The organism is Pseudoalteromonas sp. XI10 (assembly GCF_001469895.1).
Taxonomy (GTDB): Bacteria; Pseudomonadota; Gammaproteobacteria; order Enterobacterales; family Alteromonadaceae; genus Pseudoalteromonas.
Genome location: NZ_LOPY01000009.1, coordinates 89210 through 110452, shown reverse-complemented (window position 1 = coordinate 110452; position 21243 = coordinate 89210). Strand labels below are relative to the sequence as shown.

General features: G+C 39.6%; 17 protein-coding genes. 11 read left to right on the top strand and 6 right to left on the bottom strand.

Annotated features, from left to right (window positions below; translation table 11 throughout):
• Positions 1-4: 4 nt before the first annotated feature.
• Positions 5-301, bottom strand: coding sequence for a hypothetical protein (locus AUR67_RS01570; protein ID WP_058583846.1), 297 nt, complete (start codon positions 299-301; stop codon positions 5-7).
• Between the two features lie 333 nt (positions 302-634).
• Between AUR67_RS01570 and rpe the strand changes: the two genes are divergently transcribed.
• From rpe to trpS, 3 genes are read left to right on the top strand one after another with little or no spacing between them, the layout of a single operon-like run.
• Positions 635-1321, top strand: coding sequence for a ribulose-phosphate 3-epimerase (gene rpe, locus AUR67_RS01565; protein ID WP_054563342.1), 687 nt, complete (start codon positions 635-637; stop codon positions 1319-1321).
• Positions 1318-1983: a phosphoglycolate phosphatase gene (locus tag AUR67_RS01560; RefSeq protein WP_058583845.1), complete on the top strand. Its 666-nt coding sequence runs from the start codon at positions 1318-1320 to the stop codon at positions 1981-1983. Before rpe ends, AUR67_RS01560 begins: the two co-directional genes overlap by 4 nt.
• A gap of 50 nt (positions 1984-2033) precedes the next feature.
• Positions 2034-3038: a tryptophan--tRNA ligase gene (trpS, locus tag AUR67_RS01555; protein WP_058583844.1), complete on the top strand. Its 1005-nt coding sequence runs from the start codon at positions 2034-2036 to the stop codon at positions 3036-3038.
• A 129-nt stretch (positions 3039-3167) separates the two neighbouring features.
• Here the strand turns inward: trpS and AUR67_RS01550 are convergent, their stop codons facing one another.
• On the bottom strand, positions 3168-4058 hold the full coding sequence (locus AUR67_RS01550) for a TraB/GumN family protein (RefSeq protein ID WP_058583843.1): 891 nt from the start codon (positions 4056-4058) through the stop codon (positions 3168-3170).
• Positions 4059-4112: 54 nt separating this feature from the next.
• Positions 4113-4307 (bottom strand): hypothetical protein, encoded by a 195-nt coding sequence (locus AUR67_RS01545; RefSeq protein WP_058583842.1) that lies wholly within the window; start codon positions 4305-4307, stop codon positions 4113-4115.
• A 277-nt stretch (positions 4308-4584) separates the two neighbouring features.
• Here AUR67_RS01545 and AUR67_RS01540 point away from each other — a divergent pair, with 277 nt between their 5' ends.
• The gene (locus AUR67_RS01540; RefSeq protein ID WP_058583841.1) at positions 4585-4830 is read left to right on the top strand and encodes a hypothetical protein; all 246 of its coding nucleotides are present in this window, start codon (positions 4585-4587) and stop codon (positions 4828-4830) included.
• Positions 4831-4844: 14 nt separating this feature from the next.
• Here AUR67_RS01540 and AUR67_RS01535 read toward each other — a convergent pair whose 3' ends face one another.
• The gene (locus AUR67_RS01535) at positions 4845-5900 is read right to left on the bottom strand and encodes a hypothetical protein (RefSeq protein ID WP_058583840.1); all 1056 of its coding nucleotides are present in this window, start codon (positions 5898-5900) and stop codon (positions 4845-4847) included.
• A 12-nt stretch (positions 5901-5912) separates the two neighbouring features.
• A complete protein-coding gene (gene uvrA, locus AUR67_RS01530; RefSeq protein WP_058583839.1) occupies positions 5913-8732 on the bottom strand; it encodes an excinuclease ABC subunit UvrA in 2820 nt (939 codons plus the stop codon).
• A gap of 162 nt (positions 8733-8894) precedes the next feature.
• On the opposite strand from uvrA, the gene AUR67_RS01525 reads away from it, so the two are divergent.
• The 4 genes from AUR67_RS01525 to AUR67_RS01510 all read left to right on the top strand — a co-directional run bounded on the left by AUR67_RS01525 (position 8895) and on the right by AUR67_RS01510 (position 14932).
• The gene (locus tag AUR67_RS01525; protein WP_054552792.1) at positions 8895-10262 is read left to right on the top strand and encodes an MFS transporter; all 1368 of its coding nucleotides are present in this window, start codon (positions 8895-8897) and stop codon (positions 10260-10262) included.
• 20 nt (positions 10263-10282) lie between these two features.
• On the top strand, positions 10283-10972 hold the full coding sequence (gene ssb, locus AUR67_RS01520; protein ID WP_054563349.1) for a single-stranded DNA-binding protein: 690 nt from the start codon (positions 10283-10285) through the stop codon (positions 10970-10972).
• Between the two features lie 1977 nt (positions 10973-12949).
• Entirely contained in the window at positions 12950-14380 is a 1431-nt protein-coding gene (locus tag AUR67_RS01515; RefSeq protein ID WP_058583881.1) for a hypothetical protein, read from the top strand.
• 132 nt (positions 14381-14512) lie between these two features.
• Positions 14513-14932 carry a hypothetical protein gene (locus AUR67_RS01510; RefSeq protein ID WP_058583838.1) on the top strand — a complete coding sequence of 140 codons (420 nt, stop codon included), beginning with the start codon at positions 14513-14515 and terminating at the stop codon, positions 14930-14932.
• Positions 14933-15180: 248 nt separating this feature from the next.
• Here AUR67_RS01510 and AUR67_RS01505 read toward each other — a convergent pair whose 3' ends face one another.
• The gene (locus AUR67_RS01505; protein WP_152996458.1) at positions 15181-15639 is read right to left on the bottom strand and encodes a hypothetical protein; all 459 of its coding nucleotides are present in this window, start codon (positions 15637-15639) and stop codon (positions 15181-15183) included.
• Positions 15640-16065: 426 nt separating this feature from the next.
• On the opposite strand from AUR67_RS01505, the gene AUR67_RS01500 reads away from it, so the two are divergent.
• From AUR67_RS01500 to AUR67_RS01490, 3 genes are read left to right on the top strand one after another with little or no spacing between them, the layout of a single operon-like run.
• On the top strand, positions 16066-17367 hold the full coding sequence (locus tag AUR67_RS01500; RefSeq protein WP_058583836.1) for a site-specific integrase: 1302 nt from the start codon (positions 16066-16068) through the stop codon (positions 17365-17367).
• 17 nt (positions 17368-17384) lie between these two features.
• On the top strand, positions 17385-18956 hold the full coding sequence (locus AUR67_RS01495; protein WP_082665543.1) for a site-specific integrase: 1572 nt from the start codon (positions 17385-17387) through the stop codon (positions 18954-18956).
• The gene (locus AUR67_RS01490) at positions 18949-21243 is read left to right on the top strand and encodes a hypothetical protein (protein WP_058583835.1); all 2295 of its coding nucleotides are present in this window, start codon (positions 18949-18951) and stop codon (positions 21241-21243) included. The genes AUR67_RS01495 and AUR67_RS01490 overlap by 8 nt, the downstream gene beginning before the upstream one ends.

Genomic DNA, 21243 nt, shown 5'->3' with positions numbered 1-21243 from the left:
CGATTTAGAACTTAGAACCTAAACCGCTAACTTTCTTTGACTCTTCACTACTTGTTAATAACTCAAGTAAATCAAGATAATGGAACTGAGCGCTGCGGCTATCACCCGTTAACCAAGAAAACCATCCTGTTTCTTGTTCTGCTTTCATACATTGAGCAGAAGATGATGATGTGTTAAGCGTATTGCATGAGCAGCCAGACGCCGCTGCTAAAAAGTCGTCTTCATCAGCAGATGAAAAAGATACAAACGCAGCAACCGTAAGTGCGGACGCGATTAAGATCCCTATTTTAAAAGCACGCATGAGAATAACCCTTGTTTGTGTTATTTAGACAAGCATACATAACAATTGCTCAAATAACAAACTTAATTACGGCTGAATTAAATAAAAATTTAATAAAATTAGTCTTTTAAAGTAAATTTTATGTTTATATTTTGTTTCATTTAAATGCATTTATGCAAGCAGCTGAATAGAACGATTGTTCAATTTTTGATTAAATTTACATTAATTCAATAAGCTAAAAGGATTAGCCTTGAGTAATAGCGTTTTAACAGTTAGCTGTGGTGTTTTAATCAGCTGTCGATTGGGTTACATTATGCGCTCTTCTTGCAGTCGCAAATTATGATGGAATCTCTCATGTTGGAAACATTACAAAAGTATTTAATAGCCCCTTCTATTTTATCTGCTGACTTTGCCCGTTTAGGTGAAGATGTTGATCGTGTACTCGCAAGTGGGGCAGATGTTGTACATTTTGATGTGATGGATAACCATTATGTGCCAAACCTAACCTTTGGCCCAATGATTTGTAAAGCACTGCGCGATTACGGTATTACAGCCCCGATAGATGTGCATCTTATGGTTAAGCCTGTCGATCGCCTAATTCCCGACTTTGCTGAAGCAGGCGCTTCTATTATTAGCTTTCATCCAGAAGCTAGCGAACATATTGACCGTACCTTGCAACTTATAAAAGACAGTGGTTGCCAAGCAGGGCTTGTATTTAATCCTGCAACCAGCCTTAGCTACCTTGAGCACGTGCTCGATAAAGTTGATGTAGTGCTATTAATGTCGGTTAACCCTGGCTTTGGCGGCCAAAGCTTTATTCCTCATACCCTAGAAAAACTTCGTCAAGCGCGTAAAATTATTGATGACTCAGGTCGCAATATTCGTTTAGAAGTTGATGGTGGCGTTGGTGTTGATAACATTGCTGAAATTGCAGAAGCGGGCGCTGATATGTTTGTTTCAGGCTCAGCGATTTTCAATCAACCAGATTACAAAGCTGTTATCGATGCGATGCGCAGCGAGCTTGCAAAGGTTGAGTCATGAAATACGATGCGGCATTTTTCGATTTAGATGGCACCTTAGTCGACAGTGTTTACGATTTATACATTGCGATGAATCTGACTCTTACTGACCTCGCATTTCCGGTTGTTACACAAAAGCTAGTTGAGAGCTGGGTAGGTAATGGCATAGAAACACTTGTAAAGCGTGGTTTGAGTGGCGATATGCAAATCAGTGAGCATTTAGATGAAGCCCTTACTGAGCGTGCAATTAATTTGTTTTATCAGCACTATGACCAAGTTGTAGGTGACTACAGTGCGCTTTATCAACATGTAGAAACCGGGCTTGCTGCACTTGCTGGTATTCCTAAAGTGGTGATCACCAATAAGGCACGTCGTTTTACCGAAAAGCTACTTGATAAGCTTTCACTGACTAGTCATTTTCAGTTGATTGTATGTGGTGATGATATGGCAAAGAAACCATCACCTGAGCCTTTACTATTTGCTTGTCAGCAATTAGATGTCAGCCCAGCCAAAGCGGTTATGATAGGCGACTCAAAAAGTGATATTTTGGCAGCAAAAGCTGCTAAGGTTGACGTTGTCGCACTCGGTTATGGCTATAACCAAGGTGAAAACCTCACTGATTTCAATCCAGAGTACCTCTGCGAGAATTTCTTAGATATAATACCCGTTCTTACCCAAAGGTAAGTGCATTTTAATTTCGTCTTTTTAGTTTAGTAAAAATATAAAGGAACATCATGAGTAAACCAGTAGTGTTAAGTGGCATTCAGCCAACCGGTGGTATGACAATAGGCAACTATGTTGGCGCTATTAACCAGTGGCTTAAGCTACAGGAAGACCACGAAAGTTTCTTTATGTTAGTAGATTTACACGCCATTACTGTACGCCAAGATCCTGAGCAGCTACGCTCGCGCGTGCTGGACGGTATTGCGCTTTATGCTGCATGCGGTATCGACCCTGAGAAAGCTGCGTTATTCGTACAATCTCAAGTGCCAGAACATGCACAGCTTAGTTGGGTTTTAAACTGTTACGCGCAAATGGGTGAGCTTAACCGTATGACGCAGTTTAAAGATAAGTCTTCTAAGCATGCTAATAATGTTAATGTGGGCTTATTCTCTTACCCTGTACTGCAAGCTGCAGACATCTTGTTATACCAAGCAGATCAAGTGCCAGTGGGTGAAGATCAAAAGCAACACCTTGAATTGACACGTGATATCGCAACACGTTTTAACAACCTATACGGTGACGTGTTCAAATTACCTGAGCCTTACATTCCTGAGTTTGGCGCGCGTGTAATGAGCTTACAAGATCCGCTGAAGAAAATGTCTAAATCAGATGAAAATCCAAACGGTTACATCATGTTATTAGATGAGCCGAAGAAGATTGAAAAGAAACTGAAAAAAGCAGTAACCGATTCAGACGAACAAGCTCGTATCTACTTTGATCGTGAAGAAAAACCAGGTGTATCTAACCTACTTACTTTATTATCAGTTGCAACTAAGCGCTCAATTGAAGACTTAGTGCCTGAATATGAAGACAAAATGTATGGTCACCTGAAAAAAGACACTGCAGCAGCTGTTGTTAATATGATTGAGCCAATCCAAACACGCTTTAAAGAAATTCGCGAAGATCAGTCACTACTTGATAGCATTATGAAGTCAGGTGCTGAAAAAGCGAGTATCCGTGCTGAAAAAACATTAAAAGCAGTCTACGATGCGGTAGGTTTTATTCCTCGCCCGTAAGCTTGCACAAATTATTGAAATAAAAATACCGCTTTAAAGCGGTATTTTTTTTATTAAAAACTCAGCACAATTAAAACAGTAAACAAGCAGATAAGTGCGGCAGCGGTTTTGTCTGTTTTTTCCATTTTCTTACTCCTCATCAGCGCTCAACTGTGCAATCACGTAGCCTTTACTTTCTAACAAGGCTAATAGGCTATCTTCACCGGCCAAATGAGCAGCGCCAACAAGTACCAACTCTTTTTGCTGATCAGTAAAGTAATCCTCAATATGATTAAGCCAATTCAAATTACGTTGCTTAATGAGTATTTGGTAGGTGAGGGGATCATGTTGTTTTAATGGCATGATAGTTAGCTCATTCATTGCCTGCATATCGCCATTGCGCCATGCATCAAGCATTGCACTGTAAAGCGCTTGGTAACTTGATACTTGAGCTAACTGTGACTGAATAAAGGCATCTTCGTCTTGGCTGCCTAACTGCTTAAAAAGGTGTAATTGAAATGCCAAGGTCTCAAGATAAGCTAATTCTTTGCTGTCTTGTTGGGCTCGCTTTGCGAAATAGCTATCAACTCCTTCACCGAAAAGCTGTTGTTTTTGTAGCTCTAGCGACATCATCAGCAAGCTCACCATAAAAGGGCGAAAGCTGTCGAGTTCGCTAAGTTGCATATCGTATTGAGTAAGCTGTGCTTCTAATTGTTTTTTTACTGTTGCAGAGAGCTTACTACTTAATGTTTCACCAGTTTCGTAACTCAGTGCTTTAAGCATAGTAAGTTGTGCTGAGCTATTACTTGGCGCTGGCATATCGGCTTCAAGTACTAGGGTATCGGCTTGTTTATAAGCTTGATTAAATTCGGCCGGTAGCGGTAGTTCCTTGGGCGGTAAAACATGAATTGACCCCGCAATGTATATAAATTCATCACCTTTACTTACCTGCCAAACGGCACTTTTTGCAGTACAAATACTCGTTGTTAACAAGCATGATGCAGCAATTGTTGAGAGCAGTAATTGAGTTAGTTGTTTCATTCTTTTAGCCAGTTAATTGAAAAAGCTTGCCCAATGTTCTGGGCAAGCAGAGCATTACTTGTTGAGCTTAAGCTCAATTTGGTGATCTATTTTATTGTTCATTTGCTCAATAGAGGCTTCGATAGATGTCTCTAATTGCTGGTTTAGTTTTTGATTACCTTCTTCGCTATTAAGCAAGGTATTAGGTGCTGTAATAACGATTGCACTTACTGCTAGTATCGACATCATTTTTAAAACTGAATTGCTCATAATGTAATTCCCTTAATTGGTTTATTGGTTATATCAACGAAGCAAAGTTGGTTGGTAGCCCGTTGATGGAAACTACAATAGCGAGGAAAGTTGATAGAGTCGCTTATCTAGTTCTAAGCGATTTATATATAAGGTTTTAAAATATTAATTTATTTATTTTCAATATCTTAAGTGTAATCCTTATGAGAGGGAATAAGGTTTTAAATCATTTTATTTTTGTGTTTTTGCCTATTGATGATAATTTGAATCTAGCAAATAGGAACTTGGAGGTTTTGTTATGGGCTTTAAAGTAAAACATTATGCGGCTAAAACAGTGGCTGCGAATAGCTCATTGGAATGGGAGCTAATTTTAACCGAACTGATTATTGGTAGCCTTTGCGCTGCATTCGCTAAGATCGGCTATGATGCTGCTATGTTACTTATTTTTATACCTAATTTAGTAATCGCCTTAGTTTGCTTTGGTTTTATTGGGCTTTCGGTATTTCATTTTATAAGAGAAAAACGCAGTAAACCAAGCGAGTAGTGTTGATTGCTACGCTATTTTTCTACTGGGGTAACACCTGGCGAGTCACACGCAATCACTTCAAATCGATAGCCATATTCGGCATGGTGATCTGGGGTCACTTGCACTATTTCATAATCATTCAGCTCAACGGCTTTACTGTTTTTTGCTTTTAAACAGCGTGAATAGCTATCGGCTTCAAAGCTGTAAGCAAACATCGCAATTAAACGTTTGCTACGCTCAAAGTAACCTTTGGTATCTAGAAACTGACGAAGGTTTTCGGCGGTTTCGCTGTCACCTTCTATATTGACGTCTTGGCTTGGAGCAAAGCTTTCTTCACTACTAGGAAGTTGTTGCTCGAGCTTCTCACCGAGTTGTTCGACTGCTTTTTGCTGTTCTTCACCAGATTCTTTGGCAATAACTTTGCTATCCAAAAAGGTGCTAACCATATTGTCGAGTACTTCTTCAGGAGGCTGATCGTCGATAAACGAAATCAGGTTAATAAATACCACTGATGCTAAAACAAAGCGTACGATGGCAGTTAACAGTGGTGAGTAGCTTTGGCTTATAAATTTAATTCGCTCAGAGCCAAAGGGTTTTATCAGTAATAAAACAAAAATATAGAAAGGTAAAAAAAGTTGAAATAACAGTAAAGTACCTAGGGTTATTCCCATTGCCCAAGGTGGTAAATATAACAGGGTGGCAAAGTTATGAGTGTAGTTAAAATGACTAGCTGAGACATGAGTTACATCATTAACAATGCCGCTTGCACCGGCCAACACAAAATTAGCGATACTGGCGTAGAAGATTAAGATCAGTGCTTTGCCGGCAAGCGAGTGCCAAAGTTGGTTAAACTTGGGCCAAAATTCAATAACAAGCGCAATAATGGTGATGGTGGCACTTAACCAGCCCGATTGCAGAACAATCAGGCTGCTTAATGCTAAAAGATAGAGCTTTTGTGCGGTACTTAAGTTAAACCAAATGGCTTGTAATCGTTCAACCAGCCTCGTTTTATGAGGCTGCCAGCTACGTTGCTGTTGTTGAAACTGTTTATTAGCGCGCCATTTTGCAATTTTTAAATACCTACGCACGCAATATCCTTTTTATAGTAGTGGTTTTAAGTACCTTCCTGTGTGCGAGCGCTCACACTCGGCAACGTCTTCAGGTGTACCTGAAATTAAAATTTCACCACCGCCTGAGCCACCTTCTGGGCCTAAATCGACAATCCAGTCTGCGGTTTTGATCACATCAAGGTTATGCTCAATAACAACTATGGTATTACCGTGATCGCGTAAGCGGTGAAGTACTACTAATAATTGCTGAATATCAGCAAAGTGTAAACCCGTAGTTGGTTCATCAAGGATATATAAGGTTTTACCGGTATCGCGTTTTGAAAGTTCACGAGCTAGTTTCACACGCTGTGCTTCACCACCAGAGAGGGTAGTAGCAGCTTGACCTAAGCGAATATACGACAAGCCTACATCCATTAAGGTTTGCAGTTTACGTGCAATAGCCGGAATTTTATCAAAGTAGTCACGGGCATCTTCTACGGTCATTTCGAGTACTTGGTGAATGTTTTTACCTTTGTATTGTACTTCGAGGGTTTCACGGTTGTAGCGCTGACCTTTACATACATCACAAGGTACATATACATCAGGTAAAAAGTGCATTTCTACCTTGATTACGCCATCACCTTGGCAAGCCTCACAACGACCACCTTTAACGTTAAAGCTAAAGCGACCGACCTTATAGCCACGTGAACGGGCTTCTTGAGTACCCGCAAATAGCTCTCGAATACCGGTAAAAATGCCAGTGTAAGTTGCAGGGTTTGAACGTGGAGTACGGCCAATCGGGCTTTGGTCAATATCAATCACTTTATCAAAATGATCTAGGCCTTGAATTGACTTATACGGAGCCGCTTCTGCGGTAGTTGCGCCATTTAATTCTGTATGAGCCAGCTTAAATAAAGTGTCATTGATAAGCGTCGATTTACCTGAGCCTGATACACCTGTGATACAGGTCATTAAGCCAAATGGAATACGTAAATCAACGTTCTTTAAGTTGTTACCTGTGGCACCAAATAACTCAAGCCATTTGTCGGTAGTTTGATGGCGAGCCTCTGGTACTTCAATTTTCTTTTCGCCAGAGAGGTACTGACCTGTGATTGAATCTTTGCTAGCTAGAATATCGTCATGAGTACCTTGTGCAATAACATGGCCGCCATGAACACCGGCACCCGGGCCGATATCGATGATATGGTCTGCAGCGCGAATGGCATCTTCGTCATGCTCAACCACAATGACCGTGTTGCCTAAATCGCGTAAGTGAATAAGGGTTTTTAGTAGGCGGTCGTTATCGCGTTGGTGCAAACCAATTGAAGGCTCATCCAGTACGTACATAACACCAACAAGACCTGCACCAATTTGACTTGCTAAACGAATACGCTGCGCTTCACCACCAGACAGGGTATCAGCACTTCGCTCAAGCGATAAATAATTAAGGCCTACATTAATTAAGAAAGATAAACGGTCACGAATTTCTTTAAGAATTTTTTCGGCAATTTGTGCGCGTTGACCGGTTAGGTTCAAACCATCAAAAAATGCCATGCTTTCGCCAATACTCATCGTGGTGATAGCTGGTAGGTTTGTTTGGCCAATAAATACGTGGCGAGCTTCTTCACGTAGGCGCGAGCCATGGCAGCTCGGACACGCTTGGCTTGTTTGGTATTTAGCAAGCTCTTCGCGAACAGAGTTTGACTCAGTTTCGCGATAGCGGCGATTCATATTATTTAAAACGCCTTCAAACTCATGGTTACGCGTAATTAAGTCGCCACGGTCATTGCGGTAATTAAAGGCAATTTTAGTTTTACCTGAACCTTCAAGAATCACCTTTTGCGCATCTTTTCCAAGCTCTTGGAAAGGCACTTCTAGGTCAAACTTATAATGTTCTGCGACAGCTTGCAGCATTTGGAAGTAATAAAAGCTGCGTTTGTCCCAGCCTTTAATTGCACCACCCGATAAGCTTAGCTCTGGATTTTGCACAACACGATTTGGATCAAAATACTGACGCACACCTAAACCATCACAGCTTTGACACGCACCCGCCGGGTTATTGAACGAGAATAAACGCGGCTCAAGTTCACTCATGGCATAGCCACAAGTAGGGCAGGCAAAATTAGCAGAAAACAGCATGTCTTCATTGAGTGAATCGTCCATTGCTGCTACATGGGCAATACCACCTGATAGCTCAAGGGCTGTTTCGAATGATTCAGCTAAGCGCTGTTGTTGGCCATCTTTAACTTTAAAGCGGTCAACCACGACCTCGATAGTATGCTTTTTATGAAGCTCAAGGGTCGGTGGATCTGATAAGTCACATACTTCGCCATCGATACGGGCGCGAATAAAACCTTGGCTTGCGAGTTGCTCAAGTAGCTTAACATGCTCACCTTTACGATCTTTTACCACAGGTGCTAATAGCATTAGCTTACTACCTTCTGGTAGAGCTAAAACCGTGTCGACCATTTGGCTGATAGTTTGTGCTGCTAGCGGTAAGTCGTGAGTAGGACAGCGTGGCTCACCTACACGGGCAAATAATAAACGAAGGTAATCGTAAATCTCGGTAATAGTACCGACCGTTGAACGCGGGTTATGTGACGTTGATTTCTGTTCGATAGAGATAGCTGGCGATAAACCTTCGATGTGATCAACATCGGGTTTTTCCATTAGCGATAAGAACTGTCTTGCATACGCTGACAGTGATTCAACATAACGACGTTGCCCTTCTGCATACAAAGTATCAAACGCTAAAGACGATTTCCCTGAACCAGATAGGCCAGTGATAACTATCAGCTTATCACGGGGAATGGTTAGGCTGATGTCTTTTAAATTGTGCGTACGGGCGCCTCGGACTTCAATGTTTTCCATGCTATCTCGTTTTATTACCTAATTATTTTTTCAGTATCTCATAATACGCGATAAGATTAATCCTTGATCAAAGAAAAAATCATCACTTACAGGTGATTATTTAGTTTTCGCTTGTGGTAGAATCCACGCTCAAATTTTAATAGACAGCAAGATCAGTAATTCATGACAGCATCTTCACTCAACTCTCGAGAAAAACGCGCAGCCGTTTCGTTGGCGAGCGTCTTTGCATTCCGTATGCTTGGCCTATTTATGCTGATGCCAGTATTGGCGATTTATGGTCAGCAATTAGAAGGGTTTTCGCCGCTTTGGATTGGCTTTGCTATTGGTGCTTATGGTTTAACGCAAGCCGTGCTGCAAATCCCTATGGGTTGGTTGTCTGATAAAATTGGTCGTAAAAAAGTGATTATTGGTGGCCTTTGTGTGTTTGCACTTGGCTCTGTTATTGCTGCAACCGCTGAGTCTGTGCAAATGGTTACGCTTGGGCGTGCACTACAAGGCATGGGGGCGATTGCCAGTGCCTTATTGGCGCTTGCTTCTGATTTAAGCCGTGATGAACAGCGTCCGAAAGTTATGGCCGTTATTGGTATGTGTATTGGTATGAGCTTTGCCGTTGCTATGCTACTAGGGCCAATTGTTGCTGCATCGTGGGGAGTTGCTGGGGTATTTTGGCTTACTGCAGGACTGGCCATTTTAGGTATTTTAATCGTGTTGTTTTTGGTGCCAAATGCTGTCAATAAGGCGCCAAAAGGTGACACACTTGCTACCCTTGATGATATTAAGCAACTGATTAAACATCCACAATTAGCACGCCTTGATTTTGGCGTGATGCTGCTTCATCTTACATTAACTACCGTATTTGTAGCCTTACCTGGCCAGCTGATAAAAGATGGCTTAGTCGCAGACCATCATTGGTATTTATATATCCCTGTGCTGTTTTTAGCGTTTTTCTTGATGGCACCAATGATGATTGTGGCGATTCGTAAAGAAAAAGAAAAACAAGCCTTTATTGGCTCAATCGCGCTGCTTGTTTTAAGTATGCTAGCGATGTCGTTATGGGTTGATTCGGTGATTGGCATCGGTATTTGTATGTTGGTTTACTTTATTGCTTTTAACTTTTTAGAAGCAACCATGCCTGCACTTGTTTCGCGTATTGCCCCTGCAAACCAGAAAGGTTCTGCGATGGGAGTATTTTCATCTACGCAGTTTTTTGGTGCCTTTTTAGGTGGTTTATTAGGGGGTTACGTTGCTCAAGCATTAAGTGCGCAAGCAGTGTTTGCGGCGGCGGCACTTGTTGGGGTAATATGGCTTATCCTTGCTTGGAATATGCAAGTCCCACCAAGAAGTAAAATAATTAGCTTAATGACTGAATTAAGTTCAGAGCAGCAGGCACAAGCGCTTGCTTCTCGTCTTGTTGCTTTACCGGGCGTAATTGAAGCAACGGTTGTCTGTGATGAAAATCGCAGCTATTTAAAGATTAATGATAAAGAATTTGACCTAGACCAAGCACGCAAAGTGGCTGGTTTAATCTAACGTTTTATAGGAGAAGTTCCATGGCACGCGGTGTGAACAAAGTTATCTTGGTTGGTAATTTAGGCCAAGATCCAGAAGTACGTTATATGCCTAATGGCAATGGCGTAGCGAATATCAGCATTGCTACGACAGATAGCTGGAAAGATAAAAACACAGGGCAAATGCAAGAGCGTACTGAATGGCACCGTGTCGTGTTGTTTGGCAAACTAGCAGAAGTTGCTGGTGAGTACCTTCGTAAAGGTTCACAAGTGTACATTGAAGGTCGTTTACAAACGCGTAAATGGACTGACCAATCAGGCCAAGAAAAATACACTACAGAAATCGTGGTAGACATGGGCGGTCAAATGCAAATGTTAGGCGGTCGTGGTGAGCAGCAAGGTGGTGGCTATCAAGGTGGTCAATCACAAGGCGGTTACCAAGGTGGTCAACAACAAGGTGGCGGTTACGGCGGTGGTGCACAGCAATCACAAAGTAATAATAGCTATGCTCCACAGCAACAGTCTGCGCCAGCACAGCAGCAACAGCGTCCACAACAGCAATCTGCACCACAACAACAAAGCAATAACCAATATGGTGGCGGTTATGGTCAGCAGCAAAGCAGCGCACCTCAACAAGGCGGTTTTGCTCCTAAACCACAAAATGCACCACAAGGCGGCGCATCAAACCCAATGGAACCACCAATCGACTTTGATGACGATATTCCGTTCTAGCCCTTACTAAAGAGAGTATTTTGTTAAAGCTTGCTCTTTAATTAAGTAAAATCAATGTATAAAAGAAAAGTTTGCATGACTATTTAAAATAGTTTGTAAACTTTTTTTTTATTAGAGCGAAGTTTTATACATACCAAGAGTTCTGTTAATTCTTAGGGTGTTTATTCCAAATACCTTAAATCAAAAAGCCAAGTTATTTGTTTCAGCTATTCTAAAAATTAGTTGAGTCACAAACCATTAGCTGGATAACTCCAGAAATGATTATATTTCCTTTAATTGTGCTTAATATTGAAATAGAGGGTTATCCTCTTTGACTTCAATTCGAACGCTAAATATAGAGTGATCATACATTGTAATTACTGATAGTTTTAGTTTATCGTCACCTTTTACACTATTATTAGTATGAGTAACTGAGATAGAATATTTTAAAAACCAGAAGGTGCAACCCTCTATTCTGAAAATAGATTTGGGGTAGCCAAAGGATTGTTAGAAGGTATTGCTTCACATATGCTAGTGAACTAGAGAGTGTCCTAAATTTATGAAAGCTATTACTTTTTGAAGCGTTATTCCATCTTGTAGGTAGACCGCTTTCCTGTATCTGTTTCAATTATAAAACTGTCAGGGCATAAATCAGTAAAGTTTATGTAAGTCTTCACCCCAAAGTGAGGGCTTCCTTATGAAAAATAAGCAAGCCTCGATCGTAATGGGTGAAATATTACATATTGTACCTACTAAGCTTAGCTTCTTTGAGTTTTCACCCCAAAGTGAACGGTTTTTTGTTTGAAAAGCAGTCAAATTGCGATCGTAATAGGGGGAATTATTACAGATTGTACCTACTAAGCTTAGTTTCTTTGAGTTTTCACCCCAAAGTGAACGGTTTTATGTTCAAAAAGCAATCAAAGTGCGATCGTAATGGGGAGAATTATTAAAAATTGTATCTACTGAGCTTCGTTTTTGAGTTTTCACCCCAAAGTGAACGGTTTTGTGTTTAAAAAGTGAACAAAGCGCGATCGTAATGGGGGGAATTATTAAAAACTGTACCTACTGAGCTTCGTTTTTTGAGTTTTCACCCCAAAGTGAACGGTTTTCTGTTTAAAAAGAAATCAAAATGCGATCGTAATGGGGTCAATTATTACATATTGTATTACTGAGCTTCGTTTCTTTTAGTTTTCACCCCAAAGTGAACGGTTCTCTGTTTGAAAAGTAATCAAAGTGCGATCCTAATGGGGGGCATTATTACATATTGTATTACTGAACTTAGTTTCTTTGAGTTTTCACCCCAAAGTGAACGGTTTTCTGTTCGAAAAGCAATCAAACTGCGATCATAATGGGGTGAATTATTACATAGTGTACTTCTAAGCTTGATTTCTTTGAAACCTCCCCCAGAAGTGAGTTAGTTTGCGTCTAAAAAGCAACCAGAGTGAGATCATAATGGGGGGAAGTTAGGTGTTGATGTAGGAGGTTAAGAGCGCACTGATGTGAATAAGTCTTAACTTGATCTGTAAGATTCGATTAACAGGTTTAAATCAAATCTGACAGTCGCATATGTGCCAGAAGCGGACCTTCACACGTAACTCGTTTGTGCCCCTTTTCGAGTTAGCAAATTGGTTTTGCCCCAAAACGAGCTAACGAAAATGCTTAAAAATCAATTAATAATAGCCCAGGTAAGCGGCTTCTAAACGTGTAAAAAATATAATTGCTTATTAAGGCTAATTTAGGTGTAATGAATACATAAAAAGCGCTGAGCAATGCAGGGAAAGCTTACATAACACTCGTTAAGCTGATTAAATTAGCTAGGCAAGTGAGAGCCACCAAAAAGCGAATCCCCATAGCATAAACAACACCAACTCTGACACACCGAGCAGGTAGCGGCTCAGTCCAACAAGCGATTATGCAACACAAACTGCGTGTCGCATAAATACTAAAATGTTAGATGAGCCCGACAGTAGAATCATCGAGAAGGGAAAGGGAAGAGAGATGACCAACATCGTTTCAAAAAATACTCATACAGAGTTAATTGATCCGCAAGCCCAGCGGGTTGTGGACTTTCTAGAGCAAATAGGACTTCCTGCTGACAACATCATAGCGGAACAGTCCGAGCGTTCAATTATTGGGCAGAACCTTCCTGCTTATATCGAGTCTTTGCCTCCTGAAGTAAAAAGAGATGCACGCTACCTCTCCAAATTTGTTGTGGGAGCGGGGTTTGGCCTTTTTGACTATTCCTTGAATGCCATATGGAATGAAGTGGTTTTAGATTTGCGTAAAAAGGCAATAACTTATGGAATCGATATTTTCTTCGATTCTGCTGTTGGCGGAGGTAAAAACAGGGAGTTCTATAAAACCGAAGATGATCTTGGCTCTTTGAAAGATGCAGTTCTTCTTGATACTTGCCGGAAACTAGAGCTAATTTCTGATACTACCTATAAAAAGCTTAAGCATATATTGGATATGAGAAATGATATTGGCATCTCTCATCCAACAAATTACACGATTAACGCTTTTGAATTGCTGGGCTGGCTGCAAACCTGCATACAGGACGTTTTAAATGATCGGCCTACTGAAGCAGCGTTACAAGTCCAGGCTTTTATCAAAAATCTTAAATCTCACAATGCACCAATCGATGCGGCTACGCATCGCCAGATTGAAACCAAAATATCTGAGCTACCTAGTCATCACCTTGCAAGTATTCTCAGAACCACGTTTGGTATTTATGTTGCTCCGGAAACTGATCCACAGGTTAGGAAAAATATATCTGTTATAGCGCCAGCTATCTGGGCAAATTGTGTAGATGAGCCAAAGTATAAACTTGGGATTATCCTAGAGGGCTACAACACAAATCTTCATCGTGAAAAATACGGTCTTGGGGAGCAATTCTTTCAAGTCGTAGGTGGAAATCCGTTTAGATCACCTAATGAAAGAGCTATAAACGTAGATACGCTGCTTGATCAGCTTCTTGAAAAACATGATGGATGGGACAACTTTCATCATGAGGCGCCAGTCGCTGATTCGGTTGCATCTTATATACAAGAACAGAATGATATTCTTCCAAACAATGCTGAAAAGTTAGTCAAAGTCATCATGATGTGCAGAATTGGTCGAGGTGTCACCTACTGCAGCGGCGTTTCGCCTAGAGGTAAAGATTACTATGACCATATATTATCTCAGCTTGGGGACAAATACGCTCCTCACGCCATGGCAATTCTCACGCATTATGAAATACAGCGTAAGTTAGGCTCTTCGGTTTGCAGAATTCAGGCAAAGCAAGCATTGGAAATTATTAAGCAAAGTGTAGTAAATGCTCGACTAATTGAATGCTTGGACTATTTGATTTCAAAAATAGAAAACAACGGGAAATGCGTTCTGGATAGCGAATTCAAAAAGCTTTCAGCGCAATATATCAGCTGGTAATCATCTAACAAGCGCAAGCACTCGGAAAAACTACGCTGCGCTTCGTTTTCCGGTGTTGCGGGCGTTATGTTTTTAATTAAGTACTCCGTGCTGTAAAGTGCTGTTCAGTTATTAAATTTGAGGTTCTTCATTATGAGTGACGATAAAGGTTTTGGCTCTTTGGCTTGGCAAGCATATAAAAAGTATTCTGGGCTTGGTCCTATACTAGATTTAGCTGAAGCTTCTGCTAAGTCAGCGGCAGCGGCGATGGAGTCAAATGATGAAAATGAGCTTGGGCATGAAGCTATCAAACAAGAACTTCAAGCTCGAATTAATCAAGCAAATGCTCGAACTCAGCAAGAAATAGCTATTGCTCGTCGTATAGAGGAGGCTGATGAAGTTGAGATCGAAGAGTATTATGGGGTTGATGCGTCAGGTAATGTAGGGCTAAACGCAAAAGATGACTCAATATCATTAGGTTTGTCAGGAGAGGGGCGTAAAGTCACAAAACGTGTATATAAATTCAAGCGTACAGCAAACTCCTCAATAGATAAGTTTGAGTCTCAAGACTAAACATAACAAAGCGTTTAAGATAGATTCCCAACGCATGGCATTTTTCATTCCATCGTTGGGTTTTGTGTTTACGGTGGTATGGTTAGTGGTGGCGTTGCCACGACTTAACGCGGCGTTACCAAATAAATACTCTAAAACGTCTTTGTCCAGAAACGAGCTAGGACGACTGTCCGCTCCTCACTCGCGTAGCTGCCTGTCAGATAAGATGTAAATTAATTCATCAAAACTGTGAGAGCAGGTATAAGCTACTACAACTGATGTATAGTCAGTATCGCCTGAGACTTTAAAGAATATATAGTTTGTTCTATTAATTCTCTACCACGGATTGAGCCTATAAATGAACGAGGTGTTTGATCATTAAACTGTGTATGCACTTTATCTAACCACTCGTTCCATTCTTTCAAATCAGCAAAATACTCCATAGCTATTGTTGTTAACCTTGCGATTTCAACTGCATTTTCGGATAGTTGTTTATTCAGTCGAGCATCGCTATTAGAAATCAACTTTCTTTTTGTCGTATTTAAAGCTCTCGTTATTAGATCAATATCGCATTCTATCGCATTAGCAAATTTAAATAGATCATTAGTTGTGACGCCCATGTGTATGAAATTAATCACTTCAAGAGGGCTTGATTTTTTTGTCACTCTTGCATTTGATATGACTTTCATGAAGTCGTAATTACTAATTTTAGATTTACGGTTTGTCATTTTTACGGATCTCATATGTGGGCACTTTGTGGTTAAAATATAGGCTCACACTTTAAAATTTCAATAAGTATATTGTCACTAAAAATAAACTACGGCAATGATGTGGGGATTTATTTTTCTCTAACGCTTTATTTTATTATTCTTTTTTGTTATTTGCTTTTTCTCTTTAATAGCTGAGTGTTATTAATGAGCGTTTTTTGTATTTATAACATTTAAAGATATGTTTTGTATCAATGGTTTAATGTTGTTAATAATATCTTTTTTTTGCATTAATTATAATCCTTTTTTTAGGTGTTTAAAATGTGATTTTTATGTGTTGAATAAATCGTAAAATGCATTACTGTATAAAAAGAAAATGTAAATTTAAAAGGAGTAGACCATGTTGAAGAAAATAGAGTTAAGTACAAAAAAAGCATTATAAATTGTATGAAATCAAAACTATCTGTTGCTGCAAATGGAGAGAGGTTAGCTATCTTGTTAGAAGCTAATGGATTGCCATTGCTTTATCCAAATTTATTTATTACAGCAATATACAGAAATGATGATCAGTCATCAGGTTCTTGTAAAAAAGCACTGGAGCACATTACATATTTTTACGAAATAATCAAAGGCCTTAAAATTGATATTGAAAGAAGGTGCGAGAGCGGAAGCTTCTTATCACTGCAAGAAATAAAAAAAATTTCTTACTTCGCTGGCATCACTCAAAAAGCTGCTAGAGCAAAGTTAATAAATGAAAGCAGCACTATTTCTATAAATTCTCACAAACCTAAACTGTTAGAAACAGCCAGACATGTAATTAGAGTTGAAAAGCAAGAAGATACAGTATCTTGGCAAACTAGATACAATAGACTTACTGTTTTCGGGAGATATGTTAATTGGCTTGAGAAGTATCATTACCCTTACCAAGGCAATGAAAGTGAAGAGTATTTCTTTGATGAACGACCGGGAAAGAGTGAAGGGTTAACTTACTGTGAGATTCACGAACAACTGTCATTTAAGTCCCTGAATAAAGATCAGAGAAATATATTTTTAGATAGAATTCGACCAGACTACCCGGACTCACCTTGGAATAATGAAGGTGTACGATATCGCAATTACGCGTTAGCAATGACTTTATATGTTTTGGGGATAAGAATTGGTGAGTCGCTTAATATCAAGTTAGAAGATTTGATTGTAAGAAAAGGTAAAAATTATTTACTAGTAAAACGAAACGCTGGTGATTTAGATGATCCACGTATAAAGCAGCCAAAAGTTAAAACAAATAGTCGAGCATTAGCTCTTTCACCTCAGCTTAAAAGCATATTAGACACTTACATTCTTGAACATCGTTCATACGTTCAAGGTGCAGCTCATTGTCCTTTTTTATTCATGTCACATAGAACAAGAAATAATGAAGTTTTACCTCTCTCTATTAGTGGTGCTGAAAAAGTATTTAGAGAGTTTGCTCAGGTAATGGGTTTTCATCTATATCCGCATTGTTTGAGACATACATGGAATGACAGATACAGTGAATCAGCAGATAAGTTGATTGCGCAAGGTAAAACGACTGAAGAAAAAACAGAAGCTGATCGATGCCATTTAATGGGCTGGGCCAAAGGTTCGACAATGTCACTTGTATATTCTTCTCGTTATGACACAAAGAGAACTATGCAACATGCATTACATCTTCAAGATGAAGATTTTGAATTAAAAGAGAGCATCGCTTACGACAATGATGTGCCAATGTAATAATAGGTGAGGCTGATATGGGACAGGAAAAATTACCTCATAGTTTTGATAGCTGGTCAAAACAAGAAACTAAATATGATGAAGACTGCCTGAGAACATCATTTGCTGGATTCGAATTTAGTATTTTAGAATCTAAATGGGTTTTAGACTCTGAAACAACAATAAATGTTACATTTGTCCAAAGCTTTCCCCCGGAATACAGAAAAGCAATATTAGAGACATTGACTTATTTTGCTGAATATCGCTCAGCTAAATACACTTCTTCAATGTCATTTCTTCTCCGTAAATATATAAAGGGCAGTACTTCTTTGTGTTTGAATGGATTATTAAGTTTTAAAGTTGGCTGTCCAGAGCGAAGTAAAAATGATTACCTTAGCCGGTTGAGGTGCTTCTTTAGACAAGCAGAATATCTTGGCTTTGATGTGCCGAGAGAATTTATGAAAGAAATTAATTCATGGGTGCTCGCAGGATCAGAAAAAGGCATCCCTGTCTTAACACAAGATCCTGAAACAGGCCCGTTCAGTGAGTTAGAGTTTCGAGCAATTAAGTCAAATTTAGATCATAAATATGCTGAAGGAGTTATTTCAGATAGAGAATATTCTCTTGCGCAACTGTTTGCAGCCACTTTTCGACGACCTATTAATTTAAAGCAATTGAAAGTTAAAGACCTTATTACTAGCTCAAAAGCGCTAATCACTAAACAACCGATCTATCAACTAAATATTCCGAGGGCAAAAGGGAAAGGAAGGAAATTCCGAAGCCAATTCAAAGCTTTCGCATTAGTTCAAAGTATTGGTCAAGTAATTTGTCAGCATATTGAAACAGCTACTAAAGAGTTGGAAAAAAAGATAGGTAGAGAGCTACTACTTGAAGAAGTCAAAGAACTACCAATGTTTTTTAACGAGCAAGTTGCAGAGGAGCTTAAATCGCTAAAAGGTAATCAGGTGATGGCATATTTAAGCTCAGAGTTACCACACATGAAACGAAGTGACTTAACATTTGAACTCAGAACTACAATTGAGCGCCTTAGAATTATCTCTGAGCGAACAGGTCAGCCACTGAAAGTGAGTGGATATCGGTTTCGATATTCCGGAGGAACCAGAGCAGCAGAAGCTGGAGCTGGCTTGGTAACAATTGCTGAATTATTAGACCATACTGACACCCAGCATGCTGGGGTCTATATTGCCAACTCTTCCGAGTTAGGTGAGCAAATCTCAAAAATAATGAATAACCCTTTAGCTCGCTATGCTAGTGCATTTTTAGGTAAAGTAGTAACTAATGAACAAGAGGCATGTAAAGAAAATCCAAATGCTTCACGGATTCCGTGTAGGGATAAAGAATGTGATGTAGGCAGCTGTGGTAGCAGTAGCTTTTGTACTGATTATGCGCCAGTTGCTTGTTATTTGTGCCCCAAGTTCAGGCCTTGGAGAGATGCACCACATCACCTTGTTTTGAGTTGGTTGATAGAAGAAAGAGAAAGACTTTCAAATACCGTTGATGGCGCAAAAGTAGCAGCAATAAACGACAGTGCCATACTAGCTGTCGCACAAGTTATCAAAATATGCGAAGAGGAAAAAGGTAATGGTTGAAGACAACATATTGCTTTTCATTCCTAAGCATGAAAATGAGTATCGAAAGAATATTACAGACTTTGTTGAGCTTGTTACAAAGGCTCCCGAACCAAATGAAGAAATGGATTATCAATCATTTTATTGGCCCAAAATTGGGAATTTTACAAAGTTAGGTGTTGGCAGTAAAAATCGTGAAACAGAAAACAGGTTGCACGAATCTATAGTGCCATTTGCTAAGGCCTACATCAAATATCAGCAGATTAAAAGTGGAGCTTCAATGTATGCACATCTTTACGCGATACGATCTATTGAAGCTGCATGCATAAAGACCTATCAGACAGTCAATATTGAAAAACTACTACCAAAAGATTTTGATAATGCTGCGCGGGAGGCGAAGAATAAACTAGGTGAAGGCGCAGCTTACCAAGCAGCAATAAAACTCAATACTTTGAGGGTTTTTCTGATAGAGCATAAGATGATCAGACCCTTTGATTGGAAAAGCCCTTTTAGCAAACCTAGGGATAAAAAAGAGCAAACTGGTGAAGCTGGTCAAGCTTATCGTGAACATAAGATGCCGGACGAAGATGCGATAATGGGGATGGCTGAAATATTTTCCAAAGATGTATTGCAATTATCACAGAGAGATATCTTTACGACATCAACTTTTAGCTTGTTAATGTCAGCACCAGAAAGAGGCTCTGAACCACTTTATTTAAAAGCAGATTGCCTCGATATTCGTAGTAAAAAAAGCGAGTCAAAATACAGCCGTCATAGTAATGCAACTCTACCTCAAGCCGACGGTTCTGAGTTATTGATTAGTGATAAAGCAAAGATGGCAGAGAATGAGGCACAGACAGAAGAGCAAATCGGAATCCGTTGGTTCTCGGGGAAAGGATATGGCCACGAAAACAAGTGGATTCCTAGTGTTATGAATCTTGTTGTAAAAACAGCGGTTTCAAGACTACAAAAACTTTCTGATGGAGCAAGAGCCTTTGCAAAACTACTTGAAGAGTCTGACTGTTTTCCAAGGCATTCTTTGTGTCCAAATGTAGATGAAAATGTGTTATTAACCAAAGATCAAGCTATAGCAGCATTGGGGTTAGATACTTCTCACCTTGATAAAAAACAGTCGCAAACCTCTGGTAATCAATTATTAAGAAGAAAAGGTATTGAACGAAAAGATTATGTCGTGACGTTAAATGATTTGAATAAAATTGTACGTGACAATTTGCCCTCTGGTTGGCCATACATTCCTTTTAAAAAAGGTAAGGGCAAAGTAAAAATTAAATGGTCAGAGTCTCTCTATGCTGCTTTTGCAAATCAATACGATAAAGCAAGAGCCACTATCTATACAGAATTATGGATCCCTGATATCACAACACTTAATGAGGATCTAAAACCTACAAAGAAAAAAAATAGGACTACAGGAGAGCTATCGACAGGAACTCAATCTGTGTTTGTTAGGCATGATATAAAGGGTGTTGAATTGAGAACTCATCAACCTCGACACTTGTTAGATACAATTGCTTCTGTCAATGGCATGAGCGATACACTTCGCTCAAAATGGGCCGGGAGGGCTGATCCAAAACATAACAGATATTACGATCACACTACAGAAGAAGAGTATAATCACGATTGGTTAGAAGAGCAGTCTTCTCAAAATATTGTTAAGTCAGATGAATTAAGAGCATTGTTCAAAGTTCAAATTGCTCGAGGGGATAGTAGAACTTTACAAGAGTATAATACCCTTACAAGCCTTGCAATTCATGTTACTGAATTTGGAGAGTGTAAGCATTCGTATATTGATCAACCATGCCTCAAGCACCGAGATTGTATCAATTGTAATGAACATATCTGTGAAAAAGGCAATAAAGAGAAGTTGGCACGCCTTGAGGCAAAGCTAAAACGAGAAAGAGTTCTGCTGAAAGGAGATAAAAAAGCTGTTGATGAAAATGTTAATGGTGCTTTGCAATGGTATGAAAGAAGGCTTATAACAGTTACAAGATGTGAAGAACTAATAAAGTGGCTAAAAGACCCGAGCGTCAAGAGTGGGGATAGAATCAAACTATCCGATGTTGAGGACATTTCTCATCTAGATAGAGCTCTAGATGCAAACGGTAAAAAGCGGCTTCCTAAAATTGAAAATTTTAAAAGACTGCTTGCTGCCCAAGAAGAAGTAGCTGCTGTAGAGCTCATAAGCGTTGAAGAAATGTTATCTGAAAAATCATCACAAAAAACAGGGGAGCAAGAGAATGACCCAAATGATGAGCTGAAGTTTAATGATTTCATATTGGATGATCTATAA